Here is a 21,746-nt window from a genome sequence, read left to right on the forward strand (position 1 = left end):
ATTTTATTCATTGTTGTACATATTCATTCAGCTACTATTTACGTGAGTTAGACCTTTTTAGTTTCATAAGTACGATCTGTATATTATTAACCATGTGCCATGTATTCGCACCTTACAATTGCAGCTGTACTCTGCTAACCTCCCAACACATATATGACAGATGCCTGTCGTCCTGTGCTGACTCTCTTTTCTCAGATGATCAGATTCCGGATTCCTTATACCTGAGCTCCTAATAGTTCACTCAAATGTCTTATACCCCCGATCACCCGGCTGCATATCTGTCCGCTTGTTGAATACTGCTGGTAACTTCGGTTAAACATCTAAAAAAGGTGCACACAAGCCACAATAATAGCTGATGAGCACCTTTATGTGAGTTTACTATGCTGGTCTTACGTCAACCGTTGCTTGAGCCCGCGCAATTCCAACTATAACCCGGGACGTGACCAAGAACAATCTTCCATTTGAGGTTATACGGTGACGAAAGCGTCTGCCCGCTTAGTCCCTTTATCGGCACGAGCCGCGGCCTTGGCCGCTCTCAGTCTGCTGTTATCATGCGGGATACATAACGGTGTCCCATACAAGGGATCCGGGATAATCTCGCATTTCAAGCGGAACACCCTCTCAATCAGCTCCGCATCAACTACCTCTTCCGGCTGTCCCTGCGCTTCAATATGCCCCTCCCGGACCGCCACTATATGATCAGCATATCTGCAAGCCAGATTGATGTCATGCAGGACCATGACAATCGTGCGGTTGTCGCGGACATTCATCTCATACAGCAGGTCGAGCACCTCAATTTGGTGAGTGAGATCCAAGTATGTCGTTGGCTCATCCAGCAGAATCACCGGTGTTTCCTGTGCCAGCGTCATGGCAATCCACGCACGCTGACGTTGGCCTCCGGAAAGCGAATCCACGGTGCGTTCCGCTAAATCCGTCATACCTGTTGCTTCCAACGCCTTCTGTACAATGTCCTCGTCTTCCTTGGACCACATCTTCAGCCAGCTCTGATAAGGATATCTGCCCTGCTTCACAAGCTGAAGCACAGTCAGCCCTTCAGGTGTTGTGGGTCCCTGCGGAAGAATGGCCATCTTCCGGGCCACTTCCTTCGTGGACATGGACGTGATCTCTCTGGAGTCCAGAAACACAGAGCCCTTCTGAGGCTTTAGAAGCCTGGCCATGGATCTGAGCAGCGTGGATTTACCGCAGCCGTTGCTGCCGATGAAGACCGTAATTTTCCCTTTAGGTATGCTTAAATTCAGATTTTCGAAGATATACGTGTCACCATAAGACAGGCCGAGCTCCCGTACCTCAAGACTGCTCATTTGAATCCCTCCACAGCTAATTTCGATTCCGATTCCGGTACAACAAATACATGAAGAAAGGGGCGCCTATCGCGGCAGTTAGCACTCCCGCAGGAACATCCCGCGGAAGGAACAGAGTCCGTGCGGCCAAATCGGCCAGCAGCAGGATCAACGCGCCCAGCAGAGCGCTCACAGGAAGCACACTTCCGAAGGAGGAGCCTACCAGCTTGCGGGCCATATGAGGCGCCATTAAGCCAATAAATGCAATGGCTCCGCCGATCGCCACAGCCGCTCCCGCAAGAGCCACGCTTAGGGCGATCAGAACCAGACGCTGCCTTTGGACACGGGCTCCGGCGCTTTGGGCGACGTCATCACCCAAAGCTTGGATATTGACGCTGCGCGCCTGCAGCCAGGTAAGCCCAAGCAGAACGGCTGTCCAGGGCAGGAGCGTGAGCACATCTTTGTCCATGCTTACCCCATAGATGCTGCCGGTCATGAACGTTAATGAACGCTCTGCCAGCTGCATCGGTCCCGCGATAATCAGCATATAGGACACCGATTTGATCGCAGCGGACAAGCCGATCCCGATGAGAACCAGCTTTAACGGATCTACACCTTTCTTCCAGCTCAGTACATATAGAAGTCCCGTAACCACTATAGCGCCCAGGATGGATGCAAGCGGCATCCAGTGAATCGGAACGGTCCCACCGAAGAGGAAGATGAACAGGACCGCGCCGAATGAAGCGCCTTCCGTGATTCCCGCCACATCGGGGGAAGCAAGGGGATTGCGAATGATTCCCTGCAGCACAGCTCCCGCCACTGCAAGAGACGCGCCGACCAGCACCGCGGTTATCACTCTCGGCAGCCGAAGCTTCTCCACAATTACTTGATGCATGGGCTCCCCTTCACCCATAAGCACTTTAATCACACTCATCGGCGAGATCCACTTGCTCCCTAACCCGGTACTGATGACCATTACGGCTGCGCACAGGATTAGCAGGATCAGGGTGATCCATACCGTTTTCTTTTCAACAAGGACTGAAAATCCAGCACGCTCCGAACGGAGAGATTTGTATTTGCTCATCATGTTCGTCTCCCTTTCCGAGCGATATATACGAAAAAGGGTACTCCCAAAATCGCTGTCATTACACCTACGGGCACCTCTTTAGGCATGGCGATATACCGTGATCCCAAATCGGCACTCACGAGCAGGATAGCCCCAAGCACCGCGCTGTAAGGAAGAATCCACCGGTAATCCGAACCGACGAGGTAACGTACAATGTGGGGAATAATGATTCCCACAAATGCGATAGGACCTGCAACGGCAACAGATCCGCCAGCAAGCAGGATCACAGCTACGGCCCCGGACAGCTTGATATAAGCGGTTCTCTGCCCCAGCCCCTGGGCCATGTCATCCCCCATCGCCAGCACATTGAGGTGGCGTGACAGAAGCAGAGCAATTAACATGCCAACTGTCATATACGGCCACACCGCCTGCAGCTGCGCCATATCTCGGCCTGCTACTGAACCGACCAGCCAGACGAGAATCTGGTCAAACATTTTACCGTCCGTAAGCATAAGACCTTGAGTCAATGAGGCAAAAAAAGCCGTCATCGCCGCACCCGCCAAAGTGATCTTGACCGGAGTCATTCCGTCCCTGCCGATGCTTCCCATAAAGAATACCAAGCCTCCGCTGAGCGCGGCTCCAATTAATGCAACCCAAGTGAACGACTGCTGTCCGGATAGGCCCAGCCACCACGCCGACAGTATAATGAAGAAGGTCGCACCCGAATTGACGCCAAGCGTGCTTGGGGATGCAATTGGATTGCGGGTCATGACCTGCATCACTGCACCGGCTACCGCCAGACATGCGCCCACCGAAGCGGCGATGAGGGCTCTTGGCACCCGGGTGGTCTGGATAATCAGGTGTTCATTGCTCCCGTTGTAATGAAGGAATGATTCCAATACGTTATGAAATGGAATATTTGTGACTCCAAAGGCAACACTGCATACCACTACCCCTGCAAGAGCAGCCAGTAAGATGCTTAAATATATGACTTTCATGTTTGTCCACTTTCTTTTCCTTCAGATATGTAATTTAGTAAACTCTGTATGAATTTTAGTAGAACCTTATCCCATTGTCAATGAATATGAGAATCATTCTCAGATTTTTATTGACAGTCTCCTCCTTCTCCCGGTATAGTTTGATATTGTTAATGATAATGATTCTCAGACAACACACTACATAAGTTTTAGGGGGAGAATTTAATGTTTACCAGAGGTACATCTTACTTAAGCAGGGCGGCCAAGTTAGGCACAGTTGCCCTTACACTGCTTGTTATTCTGTCAGGCTGCGGCTCCAAGAACGCATCAGATAGTCCTGGCTCGGAGAACAAGTCTCAGACCAATAACACGGAGGCTTCTACCGGGGCTAACGATCAAGTTCGCAAGGTGAAACATGCCATGGGTGAAACAGATATTAAAGGAACTCCGCAAAAAGTAGTCGTTCTTACTAATGAAGGAACTGAAGCGCTCCTGGCTCTCGGAGTCAAACCTGTAGGCGCCGTGAAGTCCTGGACGGGCAATCCTTGGTATGAGCATATCAAGGCTGATATGGAAGGCGTTACCGAAGTCGGCGAAGAGAGTCAGCCTAACATGGAGCTGATTGCCGGGCTTCAGCCAGACCTTATTATCGGCAATAAGATGCGCCAGGAGAAAGTCTATGACCAGCTCAAAGCGATCGCCCCTACCGTAATGGCGGAGGACCTTCGCGGGGATTGGAAGAAGAACTTCAAGCTCTATGCGGAAGCGCTGGGTCAGACTGCCAAAGGTGACGAGCTGATGGCCGCTTTTGACAAACGGATTGAAGATTTCAAAGCCAAAGCTGGGGATAAACTGAAGGAGACGGTTTCTGTGGTCCGCTTCATGGCTGGCAAGACCCGGGTCTACCACACGGATACCTTCTCTGGCATTATTTTTGATCAAATCGGATTGGCCAGAACAGAAATGACTAAGAATGCTAAAGATAAATTTGTAGACGAGATTACCAAAGAGCGGCTGCCTGAGGCTGATGCGGACCGGTTGTTCTATTTCACCTATGATACTGGGGATGGCAAAGCGAATGAGACGGAGAAGGAATGGATTAATGATCCGCTCTGGAAAAACCTTGGCGCTGTGAAGAGCGGCCACGCTTATAAGGTAGACGATGCAATCTGGAACACCGCAGGAGGCATTAAAGCAGCCAATCTGATGCTTGATGAATTGTACAAGATTTATGGAATTCAGCAATAAATAAGTGTTAAACCTAAAGAGAGACCTCCCTGGTCTCTCTTTATTTATGTCCTTCATGTTATACTGTCTAGATCAATACAGAGGAGAACCAAGACGTGAACATTTTATTCCATGACGTGAGCCCAGATCAAGAAATCATGGTGGCTGATACGACTGAGTTATTCGGGGACAAAGGCCGCTTTCGCATCCTGCAGTTCGCCAACCAGGCTGTACAAGGGGCCATTGATCTTGATGCACCAGGCCGGCTTGTCTTTGAATATCCAAGAGCGCTGCTTCATCTTATGGAGATAAACAACCCGGATTACGAGGATGTGTTCATGGTCGGTCACGGAATCGGCGCTATTTCTGGGCACTGTCCTGACAAGCGCTTTAAGGTTGCAGAGCTTAACCCCATGATTCTCGGCATCAGCAGAGATTACTTCGGTTACACAGGCGATAATGTAATCATTGGTGATGGACGGGAGCTGCTGAAGATGGAGTTGGATAATAATCTGGACTACATCCTGGTGGATGCCTTCACAGAGCTAGGAACCCCATTGCACCTGCTGACCCGGGAATTCTTCCACCTTACCCAAGCCAAGCTTGGTCCAAGGGGCTCAGTCCTGTTGAATCTGTTCGGCAGAAGCGGCAATGACACGCTTATTCAGGCTATTCACACCACACTCCAGGAAGTATATTCGCATACTGCTGCATTCATCCTTCCTGGGGAAAGTGCTGGTGAGGCCAAGAACATTCTCCTTGTTGGCAGCAAATCCCCAATCCATTTCCAAGCACGCAGCATGGCCGGATTCACGGAGTTTGAGGTTGGACCGGGTTACACCCTTCTAGATCCTTGAGCCTTCAGATTTCTATGATGAGATCTAAGCCGGGTTTGTCTACCGCTGGTGGTTTGGGTCGCAAGCGTTTATCTGCAGCCGCTTGCATGGCCTCACCTAGGCCTTCACACGGTCTGTGGTTAACGGGGACAATGCTTTGGACCTGTCGATATAGATAAAGGCATCATATCTCCTGGCAATGAGAGTAGGTACATAATTGCCGCGCTCCCAGTCGGGATGATATACGACTCCAATCGCCCGATGTCCCACCGCAACACTGCTCAATACAGGGTCATCCTTCTCAAGCATAAGCAGCTTATCCTCCGCGGAATCCCGATGCAGCAGCTCTTCCCAGCTCGACGGGATAGCCTCGGGAACCCGCATTTCTTTCAAAGGAGCCCCCCAGGAACTTCCTGCTATCACAGTCCCTTGATAGGTTCCCAGTCCGACGGCGTAGACTTTCTCGCCGTACTTCTCCCTTAGAAGCTGGCCTACGTTCACCATCCCTTCCCCAGCCATGTCCGTGGCGCGGGCATCACCAATATGTGTGTTGTGCTCCCACACTACTGCACGGCAATCCGGCCCGTGGAATTCCATCAGCTTCTCAAGCGCCTGGACCATATGACGGTCCCGGATGTTCCAAGACTCCGAATCATGCCGGATCATAGTCCGGTAGTAATCCTCCGCCCCCTTAACCGCCATGGCGTTAAGCTCTAAACTCAGTGCATTCTCACGGTCTTCGGGATAAGCAGCCTTCCATCGGTCCTGAAGTCTGCCGAGAAGCGCTACGACTTCATCCTCACATCCCTCCCCATATAGAGATGCTGATACGCCGTAAGACTGTTCATCTCTGCTGAATGGCTCAAAGCAGGCAAAAGCCTTTTTAGCCGCCTCCAGATCAGCGGAATCCCGCCCACTCAAATACCTCAGGATCTCATCCATAGATTCCCATAAGCTGTACACATCAATTCCATAAAAACCGACCTTATCCTCGTCCGCCTTGTTCTGATTGTAATCGCGCAGCCATCCGGCCAGCTCCCTAATCTCCCGGTTCGCCCACATCCAGCTGGGCCAACGGTTAAAGTCCTTGAACCCTTGCCCTATATCTGTCTCGGTACCAACATACCCCTTCACATACCGGTTTAAGGTATAGCAGGCGGGCCAATCCCCCTCAACTGCAATGAACCGGAAACCTTTCTCCTGAATCAGCTTCTTGGTGAGCTCTGCACGCTGGGTATAGAACTCGGAAGTTCCGTGAGAAGCTTCTCCCAGAAGCACAAATGATACCCCTCCAGCCCGCTCCACGAGTTCCTTCACCGAATCCCCGCTATGAAGAGGCTTGGCCAGTTTACGTATACTTTGCAGTATCTCCTGATCCTTCGTCATAGATAGGCACACTCCTCACATGTAGTACAACCAAAGTGTGTGCGATTGGACGGCCAATCATGCGCGGATCCTAGTTATGCATTCATTGCTTGGTTTCCCGGAGTGCAATTGAGCAGTTCTAATCCGTTTGCCGGGTAACACAGGCTTTAATAGATCTTGAATCTCGCCTTGACCCAATTCGAGAGACTTGGACTTATAGCTTTCTCATGACAGCTTCAAGCGGCCCACGTGTGAACCGTGCTCCCCAGAATACGGAGAGGAAGACCACCACAATAAAATATCCTACTGAATAAATGACCGCAAACGAAAGCGATCCGTTCTCGAGAATCCCCAATAACTCAAGAATACCCAGTCCGATAATGATATGCATAACATAATGGGTCAGAGCCATCTGTCCTGTGCGGGTCAAAGCTCCAACCAAGCGGCGGGCCGGGCTGAATTCAGTTACAGCCATACAGAACAGAATAAAGACAATTGCCGAACTTATCGACGAGATCATATAACAAAAATTAGGCGGCATCGGCTTCGTCTGGAACAAATACACCACCGCTTCCCTGCCAATGTACCCCTCACCTATCTTCATGGCGAATATAGACAGAGTTTCCGCTGCGCACAGGGCAGCGAGAGATCCCAGCATCCAGGTTCTCCTAATCTTCATATTGGAGAGGCGGCTGCGGCCAAGCAGCATCCCCATAAGGAAGAAGGCAAACCATGGTACCACCGGGTGAAAGCCATTAAATCCAAGATTACGGAGAAACCCTGGCAGCGTCCAGAATTCCGTATACGCATGAAACACTCCATCCCACCCTCTGGTGTAATCCATCATGAATTGAAGCAGCTGTCCGCCAACCACAAGCACCCCTGTCAGCATCGCGAGTAACCAGTTTTGTGCCCGGATGAGAAAGGAAGCCATAAACAAAAACACAGCATAGTAGTGCAGAATATCCGCAGTCCAGCCAAACCACAGCAGCAGGCTGCCCAGCAGCGCAAGATAAACCGACCTCTTCCATATTACACGCCGAATGCCGGACAGCTCCTCCTGATCGCCTGCTCTTGCTCTTCGAGTCATTAAGGTAAAGCCGAAACCAGCCAATACAACAAACACAGCAGATGCCCTTCCTTCGAATAGTCCTGCCAGACCAATTAGCCAGTTCGGTCCCCCTTGATCCGCCGTCATAGAAATCTTAAAATTCACAATAATCATTCCGAAAATGGACAGTGCCCTGGCCAAATCCAGGCCTGTAATTCTCTCAGCACCCATTCATTCATTCTCCTTAGCGGTTAATCTGACTCACCAAATGTCGCCATAGCCCCTCGTAATCCAGCTGAATGCCCAATGTCATGTAGTTATCCATCTGATCAATGGCAAGCGTGAGCATTTCGGCCTTCGTCCTAATTCCCTCTTCGCTTAGAACCCCCAATGAAACCCCGTACCGCAGCAGATTCTCAAAACCCTTCAGATAGGATTCAATGACACCCTGTACCGTGATCAGGATCTGATGATCCCGCGTGCTCTGAATCATGAATTCCTTCATCAAGAGCGAGTATTCCGTGTTCTCCCGCTGATCCTGAATCATCTTCAATCCACAGCTGATCAGCTTCTCAGTGAAGTTATCCGCCGTGAACTCGGCCGGGTTAAAATATTTCTCAAAGCGGATTTCCTCACAAACGGCATCAAGCAAAGCCGTAAATAACGCTTCCTTCGATGGAAAATGATAATAAATCGCCGGCTTGGATATTCCAACTTCCTTGGCAATCATGGACAAACTCGTTTTCTCATAGCCATTACGCGCAAAAAGCATATAAGCTGTTTCTAAAATTTGCTCATAAGTGTGCATACTTCCACTCCTTTTTTACTTACCGACCGGTAAGTAAATTATATTCCATGTCTATCCAGCTTTGCAAGCCTGATTAATCAACAAAAGCCAGCCCCTAAAGGACCGGCTTTAACATATAATTTAAGATGTTCTATTATCACATAAACTGCCCCGCAGAGCTTTGAGATTTTCAAACCCGTTCTTTCTCAGGATTCTCGCTGCTTTCCTGCTCTTCCGAAGGCTATCGGCCAGAATGACAACCGAATCCCCGGAAGAAATCTCTTTCCTCCATACAAAAGGCAGCCGACCAATCGAGATATTAATAGCCCCCTGCAGGTGACACTTCTGAAAATCATAGGCATCCCGCACATCCACCAACTTCTGATCCCCTTTGCTATCTGACTGGCGCAGTGTATCCGGATCAATATAAGACAACCCTTTAACAGGCCATATGCCTCGGATATACCAGAGTGCAGAAACCGCAGCAAGTATAATCAGAACAAGCATCTCCAGCCTCCCTCCAAGCTATTGGTTCACTTTATTTATGCCAGATCGCCATTCCAAGCGTTCATGCCGCCGGTCATATTAACCACCTTAAAGCCCTTTTCCTTCAGCATCTCATATGCCAGACCACTACGGTTGCCGCTTCGGCATACCAGAATCGTCTCCTGTTTCGGATCAAGCTCACCCGTGCGCTCAAGAAGTTCGCCAAGCGGAATATGCTTGGCTGCTTCGATATGTCCCTCGGCCCACTCCGCTGGCTCACGAACATCTACAATGACAGGCTTTTCTCCCCTCTTCAACCGTTCCCATAGTTCCTGTGCCGATATTTCTTTATCAATTTTAAATCCCATGGATCATTTCCTCCTCGTAAAAATACATCGTTATCATACATAATACCCGTATAGGTATTATACAAAGATATCCTGCTTGCCGGCAAGCACATTTGACATACGCATAGTCATTACAAGATAATAGAGCTCCAAATTTTAATTGCCGTTGCAGAGATAAGCACTACCAATACATAACGGAGGTAAGCGCCATTGATTCTTGCACTTACCCTTGTACCCAAAGGGGCTCCCATCAAGCTTCCCACAACCGTGAATAATGTGGGCCATAGGAGAATATGCCCCGCTGTGATCTTCCCTGCCACTCCCCCGATCGCGGAAATGAGCACAATCGCAAGTGAAGTAGCAATCGTGGTTTTGGTTGGGATGTGAAGCACTGTGAGCATAATGGGGATGAGTATAAAAGCTCCACCCGCTCCGACGATTCCCGATACAATACCTACGATAAGTGCTGAGGACGCCGCAATGATTTTGTTGAACTGAATCGTTCCCGTCTCTGATAATTCCGGTACCCCTCTAGCAGGAATAAGCATGAGAACCACGGCTGCGACCGCTAGTATCCCATAGATCAGGTTAATGGATTCACTGCTCAAATACTTGGAGATGGCTGCACCGGCAAGACTGCCAATGAGTATGCTGATTCCCATATAAAGCACAAGCCCGGTATGCACCTTAGCTTCTTGAGTTCTACTGCCAAGCTTGTTCCCCACATAATAAGTAATCACACCCGCAAGGGAAGCAAAGAACACTTGAAACATGCTGATCGAAGAAACTTCCTGTGCGTTAAAATGTGCGAGCCCTAATCCGGCAGGTATAAATAAGAGCAGAGGGTAATTGATTATGGCTCCGCCAATCCCGAGAAGGCCAGAGAAGAAAGAGCCAACAAACCCTAATCCAATCATGGTCAAATACAAAAAGAAATCCACAGTAACCCTCCCTCCTTTTGTATTTTTGTGCTGTACGAAAAACAAAAAATCAGTTATAATTAAAACCAAGTAATTTCATCAGAAATAGGTGATAATCCTGTTGAATAAACTTAAATCTTTGTTCGAACATAAATGTCCGAAGTGCGGCGGAACGTTAACCACATCCTATGATTCCATAAGCAGCAGTAAATCGTGCCCGGCATGCAGTTATAAGGAAGAGATCCACGCTGCTTTGGGCGTAAGAATTATACATGACCCGGCAAAATAAGCGAACACGTCTGAAGCGTGCTCGCTTATTTATTATAGTTACCCTACGTAAAAATTGAAATAACTTCATTAGTGCTTTGGATTAAATTAGTTATCATGCACCGCGCAGCGGTTAGGTCCTGTCTCCATCTCCCTTTGCTCTTCCTCTGTCGGTTGCAGTTTCCCCATATTGATCTGGCGAATTTCTTGATAGGCGTTTGGATGCTCAGGGAGATTTGCCGTCACCATTTCCCGGAACTCACTTTCTTCACGTACTTGAAGGCCAGGATTACTTCGGAACAGCTCCGGCAAGGCTGCCGCCACCCTGCCTCCATCGCCAAGCTCGGCAATCTTGCCGAAATGCGCTGGAAGTACAATCAGATGCTCAGCGAGGGAGTTATAAGTCTTATGCAAGGTCGTATACAAATCTCCAACCCAATCCTCAGCTTTACCCGCCAGATCAGGCCGTCCGATGGATTGCATGAACAGAATGTCTCCTGAAAGCAAAAATTGTCCGTCGATCAGCAGAGACGTGCTCCCAATCGTATGGCCGGGTGAATACACCGGCTTAATCTGAATCCGGGCGGACCCAACGGTTAGGGTCTGGCCTTCTTCTAGGCCTGAATAATCAAAAACAACCTCGTCTGCATCCTTAGGTGGCAGCCAGTATACAGCCCCGGTCTTTTCGGCCAGCTTCCTGCCGCCGGATATATGATCCGCATGAAGGTGTGTGTCCAATGCATGTATAATCCGGGCCCCCGCTTGTCGGGCAAAGCTCTCATACACCTCGGTCAACCTGGAGGCATCCACGACTGCGGCCTCTCCTTCTGAAATAATCAGATAAGACAAACAGCCCTTGCCTATTCTTAGAAACTGATACAAGGCTCCTCCGCCCTGCAAATCGCTAATTTTGACAGGGTGCAGATATTCATTCCACGCTTTCATGCCTCCGGCCAGATAATAGACCTCAGAGCGTCCTGCTGAAGCCAGCATTTCCGCCACGAATTGGGACGAGCCCTCCTTCGCGCACACAATTAGAACCTTCATGTCTTGAGGAATCCGGTCCATGAACTCATCTACACCATCCAGCAGATCAAAGTAAGGAATATTGATGACCTCCACGCTCTGCCCTTCAATCTTCCAGTTATTAAATACCTCCTCATTTCTCACATCCAGGATGAAGAGAGGCTCCCGCTCCAAGATCATTCGGGTTAATTCCGCTGCATCCATTTGATGAACAACACTAGCGTTCATGTTAATGCCTCCTTTTAAATTAAAATCACCGGCGTGTCAGACTGTCTTCTCTGTAGTTCCCTGCCACTTTGTCATACCTGGGGTCACATTCCACACATGGTCAAATCCGAACTCTTCCAGCTGCTGACATGCCAGATCACTGCGTGAGCCTGTCCGGCAGACCACATAAATCTTGTGTTCTTGGTCTAGCTCGTTATACCTTGCCTTGAGCTCCCCCAAAGGCATGGACAGCGCCCCGGGAATGTGGCTGAATGCAAATTCCGCGGGCTCTCTGACATCCAGCACAGTAAGACCAGGTTCTCCTAAATTCCGGCTTAACTCCTCATGGGATGCTGTGTTTGGGTACATCTTGTCCTCCTTCATCTCATCAGGACTCGCTTTGCGAATGTAATGCTTCAGTAATCCGGCTTCCTCTACTAAGCCCAAATATTGATGACCCGTCTTTCTGGTCCAGCTCTGCATATCTGCCACAGACCCTTGATCCGTAGCCTGAATCTCAATAATCTGGCCGGCATTTAAATTGTCTATGGCTTTTTTTGTTTTGACGATAGGCATGGGGCAGGCAAGCCCCTTGCAATCCAGTGTGGAATCTACAGGAATTTGTGATGCTGACATTTGATATGACCTCCATAAAATAAATGTGATATAGTGTGAGGTATTTCATTGCTGTATACATATACCCCTATAGGTATATTAAATTCATACCTTATACTTGTCAAACCCTTTCACCTGGCAAAATTGACACCGAAAACCTAGGAGTCATATAATGAACACACGTTTTTCTAACAACAGGAATTTTTAAGCATTAAGGAGGTGAGTCAAGGCTGTTTCCAGTCTTGGTGTATAATGAGAATTTCTGAAGGTATTGCTATACTGGATCTGGTCTACCCGGCAGGGGACACGACCATGACCATTCATCCGGTAGTTATTTATGACCGTGAACACACCGTTCTGATTGACACGGGAATGCCTGGAAGCCGGGATATGATTCTTAAGCAGATGACAAGCGAGGGAATCGATGTAAACGCCCTAGACACGATTATATTAACTCACCAGGATATTGATCACATTGGCAGTCTTCCGCAGTTTATCTGTGCCGGAAATCTGGAGATCCTAGCCCATGAAGAGGATGCCCCATATATTGAAGGGATCAAGCCGCTGATTAAAGTGAGCTCCGAACGCCGCGAGACGCTGCTCAGCTCATTGACCGTGGAAGACCGTATTCAGTTTGAGCAGGTTTTCTCGCCAAGTACCCGTCCGAAGATTAGCAGAATGATTAAGGATAGCGAGCATCTCCCATATGGAGGCGGGCTTCTGGTTATTCATACCCCCGGGCATACCCCGGGTCATCTCAGCCTGTACCATGAGCCAAGCCAGACACTCATTGCCGGTGATGCCATGATTCTTCAAGGCGTCGAGCTGCATGGCCCTAATCCGAAGATGACACCGGATTTGAAGCTGGCTACGGAATCCCTAAGCAAATTCGCAGAGCTGCCCGTGCGCAAAGTGATTTGTTACCATGGGGGACTTCTGGACTCAAATGCCGAGCAGCAAATCAAGAAACTAACTTCCCGTTAGACTCATCGTTCGCAAACAAGGCTGTTACAATTAGCAAAATAGAGCCAAGGAATCCGCCCTGATTAACAGTGGCAGTTTCTTGGCTCTAGTTCATTACCGCAACCAGGCTTCTGTACACTTGATTCCATGGAGTCCCTTGGTTCATCAATCACAATTGTGCTTCATGGAAGGTATCTCCGCCTTCAATAGTTCCGTTCTGATATCCTTTATAGAACCAGCGCTTCCTCTGCTCTGAGGTCCCGTGGGTGAAGCTCTCGGGAACCGCATAACCCTGGGCCTGCTTCTGCAGTGTATCGTCCCCAACCGCGCTTGCCGCTGTCAATGCTTCTTCGATATCTCCCTCTTCAAGCACGCCTTTACCCTGATCGTGCTTGGCCCATACTCCCGCGTAATAATCCGCTTGAAGCTCAAATCTGACTGAATATTTGTTGTATTCCGCTTCACTCACTTTCTCCCTCTGCGGCATAACTTTATCCGATGTTCCCAGCAAAGTCTGCACATGATGACCCACTTCGTGAGCAACCACATAGGCCATGGCGAAGTCGCCCGGCGCCTTAAATTTCTGCTTAAGCTCGTCATAGAAGCTAAGATCAATATACAGCTTGCGGTCACCCGGGCAGTAGAAGGGGCCCACAGAAGAACCAGCTGTTCCACAAGCGGACTGCACGCTGCCGCTATAAATCACAAGAGTCGGATTTTCATATGTCATGCCTCTTTGCTTAAAGATGTCCGACCATACATCCTCGGTGTCTGCCAGGACTACGGATACAAATTCCTTAAGCTCCTGCTCTTCCTGGGTGGCTTCGTAGGGTGCATTCGTTCCAGTAACCGTCCCCGTGATTTGATTCAGCAGATCTCCGGAATTTCCTCCAAGCAGCGTAACCAGAAGTACGATAATAATGCCGCCGATGCCGCCTCCCAGCATGGACTTGCCGCTCATCCCCCTGCGGTCTTCAACATTCGAGCTTTCTCTTCTTCCTTTCCACTGCATATGTTTTCCTCCCCTATAACCATCTCTCCAAACTCTAGCACTTAACTTTATAAGTCAATTACCCTCCATAGTGAGCTTCACACATTCCATTAAATGGATCCGCCACCCGTCATCATTTGTTCAAGCCAAAAAAAGCCCTTGGAGGCCGATCCGGCCATCAAGGACTCTAATGTGTCATTCCATTTATTTGCTGTTCTCAATGCCATACAGAAAGACATCTATAGACTGCTTATAAAGAGCCAGTGCCTCATCCACGTTCAGTTTCCTGGACATCTGATTGAGGCCGATGAACAACCCTTCAAAAATTACGGAAAGGCCATGTATCTGATCTTCACTTAGATGCGTGTCTCCGAGCACTTCCTTAATCAGCTGCTTGTTGAATTCAACATGGCATGAAAGCAGCTTGGAAATGCGCTCTTCAATATCATGCTCCATCTGATCGTTGTTAAAAAACTCCTGAGCTGCCTTGGTTAAAGGGTGGTTCAAATCTTCAAGGACCATGTGTTCAGCGAAGCCGTACATCTTCTCCTTGATCGAGTGGTAATGAACCTCCTTCTCCCGCCACTTCTGGTCCCAGTCCCTTTCCCATTCATCAATCAGATACAGAAAGAGCCCTTCCTTACTCTTGAAGTGATAATAAATATTTCCTTTACTGCTGCCTGTCTCGGATACAATATCCTCGATGGATGTTCCCGCATATCCTTTGCGGACAAACAGAGCCCGGGCGCAATCCGCGACCTTCTTCTTGGTACTCTCGCTTTGCAGCTGTTTCTTGTTCAATAACTTCATCTCCGATTACTTGTAGTCAGCTCATATACAGTTAAATTCAATCCAAAGGGTCTAAACTTTAGTTCTTTAACACTTGATTAAATTAAACCATAAATTCTCCTTAATCGGAATATGAAGTTGAAGTATGAGCAGCCGATCTCTTGCCTCTGCCGGCAAGAAGAGACAGAACAAAGCTTAATGCAAGGACCAATGCCGCCGAGATGTACGGAAAATTAATGTCTTTGTCAAACAGATAACCCGCGACCACCGGGCCTATAATGTTGCCAAGACTGGTGTAGGCCGAATTCAATCCGGCCACAAAGCCCTGCTGCTCTTCAGCCAGCTTGGACATTTGGGTACCAATAGCAGGACGAAGAATATCAATGGACAGGAACACAATAAACGTAACAACGACAATCATCCAATAGCTCTGAACCCATAAAGTCAATAGTACGAACAAAGATGAGGTTACCAAACAGGTTGAAATTACAAGCTTTTCCCCGAAACGATTGAGAATCCAGCCGAAGACCGTTGCCTGAACCACCGCGCCCGAGATGGAACCGAAAGTTATGATAAATGCGATATCACTTGGTGTGAATCCAAATTTATGGTCAACAAAGAGACCAAATACCGTTTCATAATTAGCAAGTCCAAATGACATAACGAACACAATAACCAGACTCAAAAAGTAGGGTTCCCGTACGGATTGAACCAGCTGTGCGAGCAAATTCTGCTTGACGCCCAGGCTCTTAGCTTTGGCATCCTCTCTCATCTGGGAAGTCAAAGACTCAGGAAGCACAAGCTGTGTGATCACTGCAGCGATTCCTGCTGCCGCAAATGCGGCATAGAACGGTACTCTAATCCCATACTCCGCAATAAAACCCCCGATTCCTGGTCCTATAATGAATCCGGTAGTGATTGCCGCGTTAATAAAGCCCATACCTTTGGCACGTTCTTCTGAGGTTGTCATATCTGCTGTATAAGCCATGACCGCAGGCATGATAAATGCGGCACCTATACCTCCCAGCATCCTTGACAGGAACAGCAGCGGTGATGTGCTCACCACACCAAACAGCAGCTCGGAGCAAGCAAATATAACCATTCCGGATACGATCATTTTCTTCCGGCCCAAGGAATCCGAAAGTCTGCCCGCAAGCGGTGAGAAGATAAGCTGAGTCGCCGAGAAAGCGGCCACCAGCAGTCCAACCATGCTGCCGTTTATATGCAGCTCGTTCATATACGTAGGCATAATCGGAATAACGAGGCCTATTCCGGTAAAGACAAGAAAAATATTAAGCATCAACAGCAGCAGCGCACCCCGGTTTTTAGTAAACAATGACATGTTAAAAAGCCTCCAGCAAGTATCAGAATAGATAGTTCATAATAATACTGAACGTTCGGTCTGTATTATAGCACGACCCAGGGTGTTTGCACAACGAGCGGACAAGTGCTTAGTAGAACATTTTTCTTAAGCTGCTTCCGCAAAAAAATATTGACTTTGCTCATAGATCGATTTAAAGTATCATTTGTTGATACTGATAATCATTATCATTAACTGAATATCAATTACTTTATTTTAAAGGAGACTCTTATGATGAAAAAATGGTCGGCCCCTCTTCTATTGATTGTTCTGCTGTTGATAAGTGCTTGCAATAATACTTCCGGATCTGCTCAGACTCCTGATACCTCTAAGGAAGCCACCGCTTCCACTATTACATACAAATCCGAAAACGGTCCTGTGCAGGTGCCTGCAAATCCTCAGCGTGTTGTGGTTCTGACTGCTTATACCGGGGATCTGCTCACTCTAAATGTGAACATGGTCGGTGTGGATTCCTGGTCCAAACAGAATCCCCTCTTCGCTGACAAACTTAAGGACGTGCCGGAAGTTTCGGATGAAAGCCTCGAGAAGATTATCGAGCTGAAGCCTGATCTGATTATCGGCAGCTCCACCAGTAAGAATCTAGACAAGCTTAAGCAGATCGCACCTACCGTTACGTATACTTACGGTAAAGTTGACTACCTTACCCAATACATCGAGATCGGCAAGCTCCTGAACAAGGAGAAAGAAGCGACGGCTTGGGTGGAAGACTTCAAGAAACGTGCCGAAGAGGCGGGTAAAGAAATTAAGGCTAAGATTGGCGAGAACTCAACGGTATCTGTTATCGAGAATTTTGATAAGCAGCTGTATGTTTTTGGCGACAACTGGGGACGCGGCACTGAGATTATCTACCAGGCTATGAAGCTGAAGATGCCTGAAAAAGTGAAGGAGATGGCTTTAAAGGACGGTTATTATGCGCTCTCTGCCGAAGTGCTTCCGCAGTATGCCGGTGACTATGTTATTTTCAGCAAAAACACGGATGGAGATACCTCCTTCCAGAATACAGACACCTACAAGAATATTCCTGCTGTCAAGAATAACCGGGTCTTTGAAGCCAATGCCAAACAATTTTATTTCAATGATGCGATGACACTGGACTATCAGCTTAACTTCTTCATCTCGAAATTTCTCGGGAGATAACAGCAGATGAACCATTCGAAAAAACGTTCGCTATTATTCGCCATAAAGCTTCTGTGCTCCATTGCCATCTTTGTCTGTATGTTTATTCTGGCTATCGTGTTAGGGGCTGCTGATACCTCCTTGAAGGATGTATGGATGGCGCTTACCTCCAGAGAGGTCACTGAAACACTCTCGATGATCCGGGAGATTCGGCTGCCCCGCGAGATCGCCGGGATGCTGGTCGGCGCTGCGCTCGCGGTATCCGGAGCCATCATGCAGGGAATCACCCGAAATCCGCTGGCCGACCCGAGTCTGCTCGGCCTGACGACAGGGGCAAATGCGGCTCTGGCCTTTACCTTGGCTTTCTTGCCCTCGGCCGGCTATCTTGGCATTATGGCGGCTTGTTTCATTGGAGCCGCAGCGGGTGCCCTGATGGTGTTCGGGATTGCCGCCACCCAGAAAGGGGGCTTCTCCCCATTGCGGATTGTGCTTGCCGGAGCCGCGGTCACCGCCTTTCTATACGCCCTTGGCGAAGGGGTTGCCCTTCTGTTCAAAATATCCAAGGACGTCTCCATGTGGACAGCCGGCGGGCTGATGGGGACCACTTGGGAGCAGGTTGGTGCGATTGCCCCCGTTATTCTTGCCGGAACTCTGGCCTCCATAGTTCTATCCAAGCAGCTTACCGTTCTAAGCTTAAATGAGGAGGTAGCCGCTGGGCTGGGTCAAAGAACCGTTTATATCAAGGGAATCCTCTTTGTGATCATCATCCTCCTGGCTGGAGCTTCGGTCGCTCTGGTTGGCAACCTGACTTTTGTAGGGCTGATGATTCCGCATATCGTGCGGTCCATTGTTGGCAGGGACTACCGGCATATCATTCCGGTATCCGCCATACTGGGGGCGGCATTCATGCTCGCCGCAGACACGATTGGGCGGACGCTTCATCCCCCTTACGAAACCCCGGTGGCGGCCATTATTGCCATACTGGGACTGCCATTTTTCCTGATTATCGTGCGTAAAGGAGGCAAAGTGCTGAAATGAATCCCAATCTAAACCTACATAAAAAACAGGCTAAAGTCATCGGCGGTCTGCTTGTGCTGATTATAGCCACCATCATTGCGGGTATGGGAATTGGCTACTCCTCCCTCTCCTTCAGCCGGCTTCTGCCCACATTGTTTGGGCAGGGCACTTTTGCTGAGGATTTTGTGTTGTTCTCTGTCCGCCTGCCCCGGATTGTGATCTGCCTGTTGTCCGGTATGGCACTGGCCCTGTCGGGCGCCATTCTCCAGGGGGTTACACGCAATGATCTTGCAGACCCCGGCATCGTGGGAATTAATTCAGGCGCCGGTGTGGCAATTTCCGTATTCTTTTTGTTCTTTTCCACGGAGGTTGGCTCTCTGGCCTATGTACTTCCCTTTGCAGCCTTTCTCGGCGGCCTGGCAGCTGCCACATTAATCTACTGGCTGTCTTACCGGAGATCCGCCGGTCTTCAGCCTGTCCGGCTGGTGCTTACCGGTGTCGGCTTCTCCATGGCCCTCTCTGGGGTTATGATCGTCATTATTTCCTCAGCCGACCGTCAGAAAGTGGACTTTATATCCAAATGGCTGGCGGGAAACATTTGGGGAGCAGACTGGCCTTTCATCTGGGCTTTGCTGCCATGGCTGCTTGTCCTCCTGCCTTTCACCCTGTATAAAGCAGGCCAGCTTAACCTCCTCAACCTGGACGAGCCGGTGTCCATCAGTGTAGGGGTGCCTGTAGAGAGGGAACGTATCATTCTGCTGATAGCCGCTGTTGCCTTAGCTTCTTCCGCAGTGGCTGTTACCGGAGGGATTGCCTTCATCGGATTAATGGCTCCGCATATTGCCAGAGCTTTGGTCGGCCCACGCAACCAATTGTCCATCCCGGTTGCGGTCTTGAGCGGGGGCTGGCTGCTTGTGATGGCGGATACGATCGGCCGGAATCTGGCGGACCCGGATGGGGTACCGGCAGGAATTATGGCAGCCCTGATTGGCGCCCCATACTTTATGTATTTGCTAATCAAAAAGCGGTAAAATCATTTGTTGAAGCAGCGCGCTGTGTCTACAGTACACGGCGTGCTGCTTTTTTTTTGAGATTAATGGTGTTATTTCAGAAGCGGCTTTGTTCTAAATAACTACAAATGTTAAATTCGCTTCATTTAAGGGTATAAGTTCCAAAGAGATGTAACACATTAGTTCTGTACTGAAACCCTGCCTAGAAGAAAGGAAACCGGTCATGTATTTGCTACTGGCTCTTTTGCCGGCCGTGTGCTGGGGAAGTATTGTTTTTTTCAATTCCAAACTCGGGGGAGACGCTTACAGCCAGGTTCTGGGAACCGGCTTCGGAGCACTGATCTTCTCTGTCCTTCTTTATGTATTTAAGAGTCCTCCCATGTCCCCCTTAACCTGGACTGTAGGCATAGTTTCCGGCCTGTTCTGGTCGGTAGGTCAGAGCAACCAGCTCCGTGCCGTTCAGTATCTGGGCGTCTCACGGACGGTTCCTCTGTCAACGGGAATGCAGCTGGTAGCCACTGCTTTAATTGGAGTTCTGGTATTCCATGAATGGAGCTCCATGTTCACCATTATATTGGGCTCTGCCGCAATTATCTGTATTATTGCCGGTGCGGTATTCACCGTTGTTCGTGATAAGGATAATCCGGGCAACGACAAGAAAGCCGCAATGGGCCATGGTACCGGAATACTGCTGTTATCCACGCTGGGCTATCTGGTCTACGTGAGCCTCATTCGTTGGTACGATATCAACGGCTGGTCAGCCGTTCTCCCTCAAGGGATCGGAATTACAGCAGGAACCCTGCTCTTAACTTACAGGCATCGCCCGTTTAATAAGTATATGGTGCGGAATATCATTACGGGACTATGGTGGGGAATCGGTAATTTAGGCTTGCTGCTGTCGCTCCCCCATATTGGACAAGCAACAAGCTTCTCCCTGTCACAGACCGGTATCATCATCTCAACACTTGGAGGGATCTTCTTCTTGGGGGAGAAGAAATCCAGGCGGCAGATGGTATTTGTAATTGTAGGTTGCTGCCTGATTATCGCAGGCGGGGTTATGATGGGCTTCACCAAACGTTAACCGAAGGAGATGCATAATTCATGTACACAGATCTTCAGGGAAAAACGGTAGTCATCACTGGCGCATCAACAGGCATAGGCAAAGCTATGGCTCTTCGGTTTGGCCAGGAGAAAGCCAATGTGGTCATTAACTACATCAGGGAAGACAAAACTTTGGAACAACTGGTCCAAGATATTGAGTCTGCCGGAGGCAAGGCCATCGCTGTGCAAGGGGACGTTACCCGAGAAGAGGATGTGAAGGCGCTGGTCGCGGCAGCCGACAAATCATTTGGCAGCCTGGACGTCTATATAAACAATGCCGGTGTGGAGAACGAGGTGGACTCGGACGAGCTCTCTCTTCACGACTGGAACAAGGTGATTAATGTGAACTTGACGGGGGCCTTTCTAGGCAGCCGAGAAGCGATCCATTACATGCTGGATAAAGGGATCAAAGGGTCCATTATCAACATGTCCAGTGTCCATGAGCAAATTCCATGGCCGCATTTTGTCCATTACGCTGCAAGCAAAGGTGGAATCAAGATGCTTACCGAGACGTTAGCCCTTGAGTTCGCTCCCAAAGGAATCCGGGTAAATGGGATCGGTCCGGGCGCAATCAACACCCCAATTAACGCCGCTAAATTTGCGGACCCAAAAGCCAAGGCCGATGTGGTCTCCATGATTCCTATGGGCTACATCGGTGCGCCGGAGGAAATTGCAGCTGTGGCCGCTTGGCTGGCGTCTAAAGAAGCCAGCTATGTAACGGGGATAACGCTCTTCGCCGATGGGGGCATGACGAAATATCCGAGCTTCATGGGCGGACGGGGGTAAACCGGGAAGATCACGGATGTCCCAGTTGGAATTCCTATTGAAACGTGTAGGCTATCGGCAATCCGGGATTTGTACTGACTTGTGATAAATGCTGAAATGTACAAAAAAGGGTAA

Annotated in this window: 22 protein-coding genes; 8 read left to right on the forward strand and 14 right to left on the reverse strand. The window is 49.1% G+C overall.

What is annotated here, in order from left to right:
- Positions 1 to 467: 467 nt before the first annotated feature.
- Genes BN6628_RS14375 through BN6628_RS14385 form a run of 3 tightly spaced genes read right to left on the reverse strand, consistent with a single transcriptional unit; the run spans position 468 to position 3,365 of the window.
- On the reverse strand, positions 468 to 1,322 hold the full coding sequence (locus BN6628_RS14375) for an ABC transporter ATP-binding protein (RefSeq protein WP_068618548.1): 855 nt from the start codon (positions 1,320 to 1,322) through the stop codon (positions 468 to 470).
- A gap of 16 nt (positions 1,323 to 1,338) precedes the next feature.
- A complete protein-coding gene (locus BN6628_RS14380) occupies positions 1,339 to 2,385 on the reverse strand; it encodes a FecCD family ABC transporter permease (protein ID WP_068618550.1) in 1,047 nt (348 codons plus the stop codon).
- Positions 2,385 to 3,365 carry a FecCD family ABC transporter permease gene (locus BN6628_RS14385; RefSeq protein ID WP_068618552.1) on the reverse strand — a complete coding sequence of 327 codons (981 nt, stop codon included), beginning with the start codon at positions 3,363 to 3,365 and terminating at the stop codon, positions 2,385 to 2,387. The genes BN6628_RS14380 and BN6628_RS14385 overlap by 1 nt, the downstream gene beginning before the upstream one ends.
- Before the next feature lie 204 nt (positions 3,366 to 3,569).
- Between BN6628_RS14385 and BN6628_RS14390 the strand changes: the two genes are divergently transcribed.
- Both BN6628_RS14390 and BN6628_RS14395 read left to right on the forward strand, forming a co-directional pair.
- Positions 3,570 to 4,592, forward strand: coding sequence for an ABC transporter substrate-binding protein (locus BN6628_RS14390; protein WP_068618554.1), 1,023 nt, complete (start codon positions 3,570 to 3,572; stop codon positions 4,590 to 4,592).
- A 95-nt stretch (positions 4,593 to 4,687) separates the two neighbouring features.
- Positions 4,688 to 5,428 carry a spermidine synthase gene (locus BN6628_RS14395; RefSeq protein WP_068618556.1) on the forward strand — a complete coding sequence of 247 codons (741 nt, stop codon included), beginning with the start codon at positions 4,688 to 4,690 and terminating at the stop codon, positions 5,426 to 5,428.
- Between the two features lie 96 nt (positions 5,429 to 5,524).
- Here BN6628_RS14395 and BN6628_RS14400 read toward each other — a convergent pair whose 3' ends face one another.
- The 8 genes from BN6628_RS14400 to BN6628_RS14435 form a co-directional block, all read right to left on the reverse strand.
- Entirely contained in the window at positions 5,525 to 6,793 is a 1,269-nt protein-coding gene (locus tag BN6628_RS14400) for an erythromycin esterase family protein (RefSeq protein ID WP_068618557.1), read from the reverse strand.
- 193 nt (positions 6,794 to 6,986) lie between these two features.
- Positions 6,987 to 8,054 carry a DUF418 domain-containing protein gene (locus BN6628_RS14405; RefSeq protein ID WP_068618559.1) on the reverse strand — a complete coding sequence of 356 codons (1,068 nt, stop codon included), beginning with the start codon at positions 8,052 to 8,054 and terminating at the stop codon, positions 6,987 to 6,989.
- Between the two features lie 13 nt (positions 8,055 to 8,067).
- On the reverse strand, positions 8,068 to 8,631 hold the full coding sequence (locus BN6628_RS14410; protein ID WP_068618561.1) for a TetR/AcrR family transcriptional regulator: 564 nt from the start codon (positions 8,629 to 8,631) through the stop codon (positions 8,068 to 8,070).
- 120 nt (positions 8,632 to 8,751) lie between these two features.
- Positions 8,752 to 9,117: a rhodanese-like domain-containing protein gene (locus BN6628_RS14415; protein ID WP_068618562.1), complete on the reverse strand. Its 366-nt coding sequence runs from the start codon at positions 9,115 to 9,117 to the stop codon at positions 8,752 to 8,754.
- A 35-nt stretch (positions 9,118 to 9,152) separates the two neighbouring features.
- The gene (locus BN6628_RS14420) at positions 9,153 to 9,464 is read right to left on the reverse strand and encodes a rhodanese-like domain-containing protein (RefSeq protein ID WP_068618564.1); all 312 of its coding nucleotides are present in this window, start codon (positions 9,462 to 9,464) and stop codon (positions 9,153 to 9,155) included.
- 110 nt (positions 9,465 to 9,574) lie between these two features.
- Positions 9,575 to 10,384 (reverse strand): sulfite exporter TauE/SafE family protein, encoded by an 810-nt coding sequence (locus BN6628_RS14425; protein WP_068618566.1) that lies wholly within the window; start codon positions 10,382 to 10,384, stop codon positions 9,575 to 9,577.
- Positions 10,385 to 10,738: 354 nt separating this feature from the next.
- On the reverse strand, positions 10,739 to 11,884 hold the full coding sequence (locus BN6628_RS14430; protein WP_068618567.1) for an MBL fold metallo-hydrolase: 1,146 nt from the start codon (positions 11,882 to 11,884) through the stop codon (positions 10,739 to 10,741).
- Positions 11,885 to 11,920: 36 nt separating this feature from the next.
- Positions 11,921 to 12,499 (reverse strand): sulfurtransferase TusA family protein, encoded by a 579-nt coding sequence (locus BN6628_RS14435; protein ID WP_068618569.1) that lies wholly within the window; start codon positions 12,497 to 12,499, stop codon positions 11,921 to 11,923.
- Positions 12,500 to 12,730: 231 nt separating this feature from the next.
- Between BN6628_RS14435 and BN6628_RS14440 the strand changes: the two genes are divergently transcribed.
- Complete coding sequence (locus BN6628_RS14440; RefSeq protein ID WP_068618571.1) at positions 12,731 to 13,462, forward strand: MBL fold metallo-hydrolase; 732 nt, start codon at positions 12,731 to 12,733, stop codon at positions 13,460 to 13,462.
- Between the two features lie 148 nt (positions 13,463 to 13,610).
- Here the strand turns inward: BN6628_RS14440 and ypfJ are convergent, their stop codons facing one another.
- From ypfJ to BN6628_RS14455, 3 genes are all read right to left on the reverse strand, one after another.
- Complete coding sequence (gene ypfJ, locus BN6628_RS14445) at positions 13,611 to 14,453, reverse strand: KPN_02809 family neutral zinc metallopeptidase (RefSeq protein WP_068618572.1); 843 nt, start codon at positions 14,451 to 14,453, stop codon at positions 13,611 to 13,613.
- 183 nt (positions 14,454 to 14,636) lie between these two features.
- Positions 14,637 to 15,233, reverse strand: coding sequence for a TetR/AcrR family transcriptional regulator (locus BN6628_RS14450; protein ID WP_068618574.1), 597 nt, complete (start codon positions 15,231 to 15,233; stop codon positions 14,637 to 14,639).
- Between the two features lie 109 nt (positions 15,234 to 15,342).
- The gene (locus tag BN6628_RS14455; RefSeq protein ID WP_068618576.1) at positions 15,343 to 16,563 is read right to left on the reverse strand and encodes an MFS transporter; all 1,221 of its coding nucleotides are present in this window, start codon (positions 16,561 to 16,563) and stop codon (positions 15,343 to 15,345) included.
- 252 nt (positions 16,564 to 16,815) lie between these two features.
- Between BN6628_RS14455 and BN6628_RS14460 the strand changes: the two genes are divergently transcribed.
- The 5 genes from BN6628_RS14460 (at position 16,816) to BN6628_RS14480 (ending at position 21,632) form a co-directional block, all read left to right on the forward strand.
- Positions 16,816 to 17,739 carry an iron-hydroxamate ABC transporter substrate-binding protein gene (locus BN6628_RS14460; protein ID WP_068618578.1) on the forward strand — a complete coding sequence of 308 codons (924 nt, stop codon included), beginning with the start codon at positions 16,816 to 16,818 and terminating at the stop codon, positions 17,737 to 17,739.
- Between the two features lie 6 nt (positions 17,740 to 17,745).
- Positions 17,746 to 18,756, forward strand: coding sequence for a FecCD family ABC transporter permease (locus tag BN6628_RS14465; protein ID WP_068618580.1), 1,011 nt, complete (start codon positions 17,746 to 17,748; stop codon positions 18,754 to 18,756).
- A complete protein-coding gene (locus tag BN6628_RS14470) occupies positions 18,753 to 19,766 on the forward strand; it encodes a FecCD family ABC transporter permease (protein WP_068618582.1) in 1,014 nt (337 codons plus the stop codon). The genes BN6628_RS14465 and BN6628_RS14470 overlap by 4 nt, the downstream gene beginning before the upstream one ends.
- A gap of 202 nt (positions 19,767 to 19,968) precedes the next feature.
- Positions 19,969 to 20,826: a GRP family sugar transporter gene (locus BN6628_RS14475; protein WP_068618583.1), complete on the forward strand. Its 858-nt coding sequence runs from the start codon at positions 19,969 to 19,971 to the stop codon at positions 20,824 to 20,826.
- A gap of 20 nt (positions 20,827 to 20,846) precedes the next feature.
- Entirely contained in the window at positions 20,847 to 21,632 is a 786-nt protein-coding gene (locus BN6628_RS14480; protein WP_068618585.1) for a glucose-1-dehydrogenase, read from the forward strand.
- The last annotated feature ends 114 nt before the right edge of the window (positions 21,633 to 21,746 follow it).

The sequence above is a fragment of the Paenibacillus tuaregi genome, from assembly GCF_900086655.1.
GTDB lineage: Bacteria > Bacillota > Bacilli > Paenibacillales > Paenibacillaceae > Fontibacillus > Fontibacillus tuaregi.

Excerpts from the sequence above, each read along its gene's own strand:
- BN6628_RS14480 (WP_068618585.1), top strand. The coding sequence starts at position 20,847 with ATGTACACAGATCTTCAGGGAAAAACGGTAGTCATCACTGGCGCATCA.
- BN6628_RS14420 (WP_068618564.1), bottom strand. The coding sequence starts at position 9,464 with ATGGGATTTAAAATTGATAAAGAAATATCGGCACAGGAACTATGGGAA.
- BN6628_RS14475 (WP_068618583.1), top strand. The coding sequence starts at position 19,969 with ATGTATTTGCTACTGGCTCTTTTGCCGGCCGTGTGCTGGGGAAGTATT.
- BN6628_RS14380 (WP_068618550.1), bottom strand. The coding sequence starts at position 2,385 with ATGAGCAAATACAAATCTCTCCGTTCGGAGCGTGCTGGATTTTCAGTC.
- BN6628_RS14465 (WP_068618580.1), top strand. The coding sequence starts at position 17,746 with ATGAACCATTCGAAAAAACGTTCGCTATTATTCGCCATAAAGCTTCTG.
- BN6628_RS14385 (WP_068618552.1), bottom strand. The coding sequence starts at position 3,365 with ATGAAAGTCATATATTTAAGCATCTTACTGGCTGCTCTTGCAGGGGTA.
- BN6628_RS14405 (WP_068618559.1), bottom strand. The coding sequence starts at position 8,054 with ATGGGTGCTGAGAGAATTACAGGCCTGGATTTGGCCAGGGCACTGTCC.
- BN6628_RS14410 (WP_068618561.1), bottom strand. The coding sequence starts at position 8,631 with ATGCACACTTATGAGCAAATTTTAGAAACAGCTTATATGCTTTTTGCG.
- BN6628_RS14390 (WP_068618554.1), top strand. The coding sequence starts at position 3,570 with ATGTTTACCAGAGGTACATCTTACTTAAGCAGGGCGGCCAAGTTAGGC.
- BN6628_RS14375 (WP_068618548.1), bottom strand. The coding sequence starts at position 1,322 with ATGAGCAGTCTTGAGGTACGGGAGCTCGGCCTGTCTTATGGTGACACG.
- BN6628_RS14400 (WP_068618557.1), bottom strand. The coding sequence starts at position 6,793 with ATGACGAAGGATCAGGAGATACTGCAAAGTATACGTAAACTGGCCAAG.
- BN6628_RS14460 (WP_068618578.1), top strand. The coding sequence starts at position 16,816 with ATGAAAAAATGGTCGGCCCCTCTTCTATTGATTGTTCTGCTGTTGATA.
- BN6628_RS14440 (WP_068618571.1), top strand. The coding sequence starts at position 12,731 with ATGAGAATTTCTGAAGGTATTGCTATACTGGATCTGGTCTACCCGGCA.
- ypfJ (WP_068618572.1), bottom strand. The coding sequence starts at position 14,453 with ATGCAGTGGAAAGGAAGAAGAGAAAGCTCGAATGTTGAAGACCGCAGG.
- BN6628_RS14455 (WP_068618576.1), bottom strand. The coding sequence starts at position 16,563 with ATGTCATTGTTTACTAAAAACCGGGGTGCGCTGCTGCTGTTGATGCTT.
- BN6628_RS14430 (WP_068618567.1), bottom strand. The coding sequence starts at position 11,884 with ATGAACGCTAGTGTTGTTCATCAAATGGATGCAGCGGAATTAACCCGA.
- BN6628_RS14415 (WP_068618562.1), bottom strand. The coding sequence starts at position 9,117 with ATGCTTGTTCTGATTATACTTGCTGCGGTTTCTGCACTCTGGTATATC.
- BN6628_RS14470 (WP_068618582.1), top strand. The coding sequence starts at position 18,753 with ATGAATCCCAATCTAAACCTACATAAAAAACAGGCTAAAGTCATCGGC.
- BN6628_RS14435 (WP_068618569.1), bottom strand. The coding sequence starts at position 12,499 with ATGTCAGCATCACAAATTCCTGTAGATTCCACACTGGATTGCAAGGGG.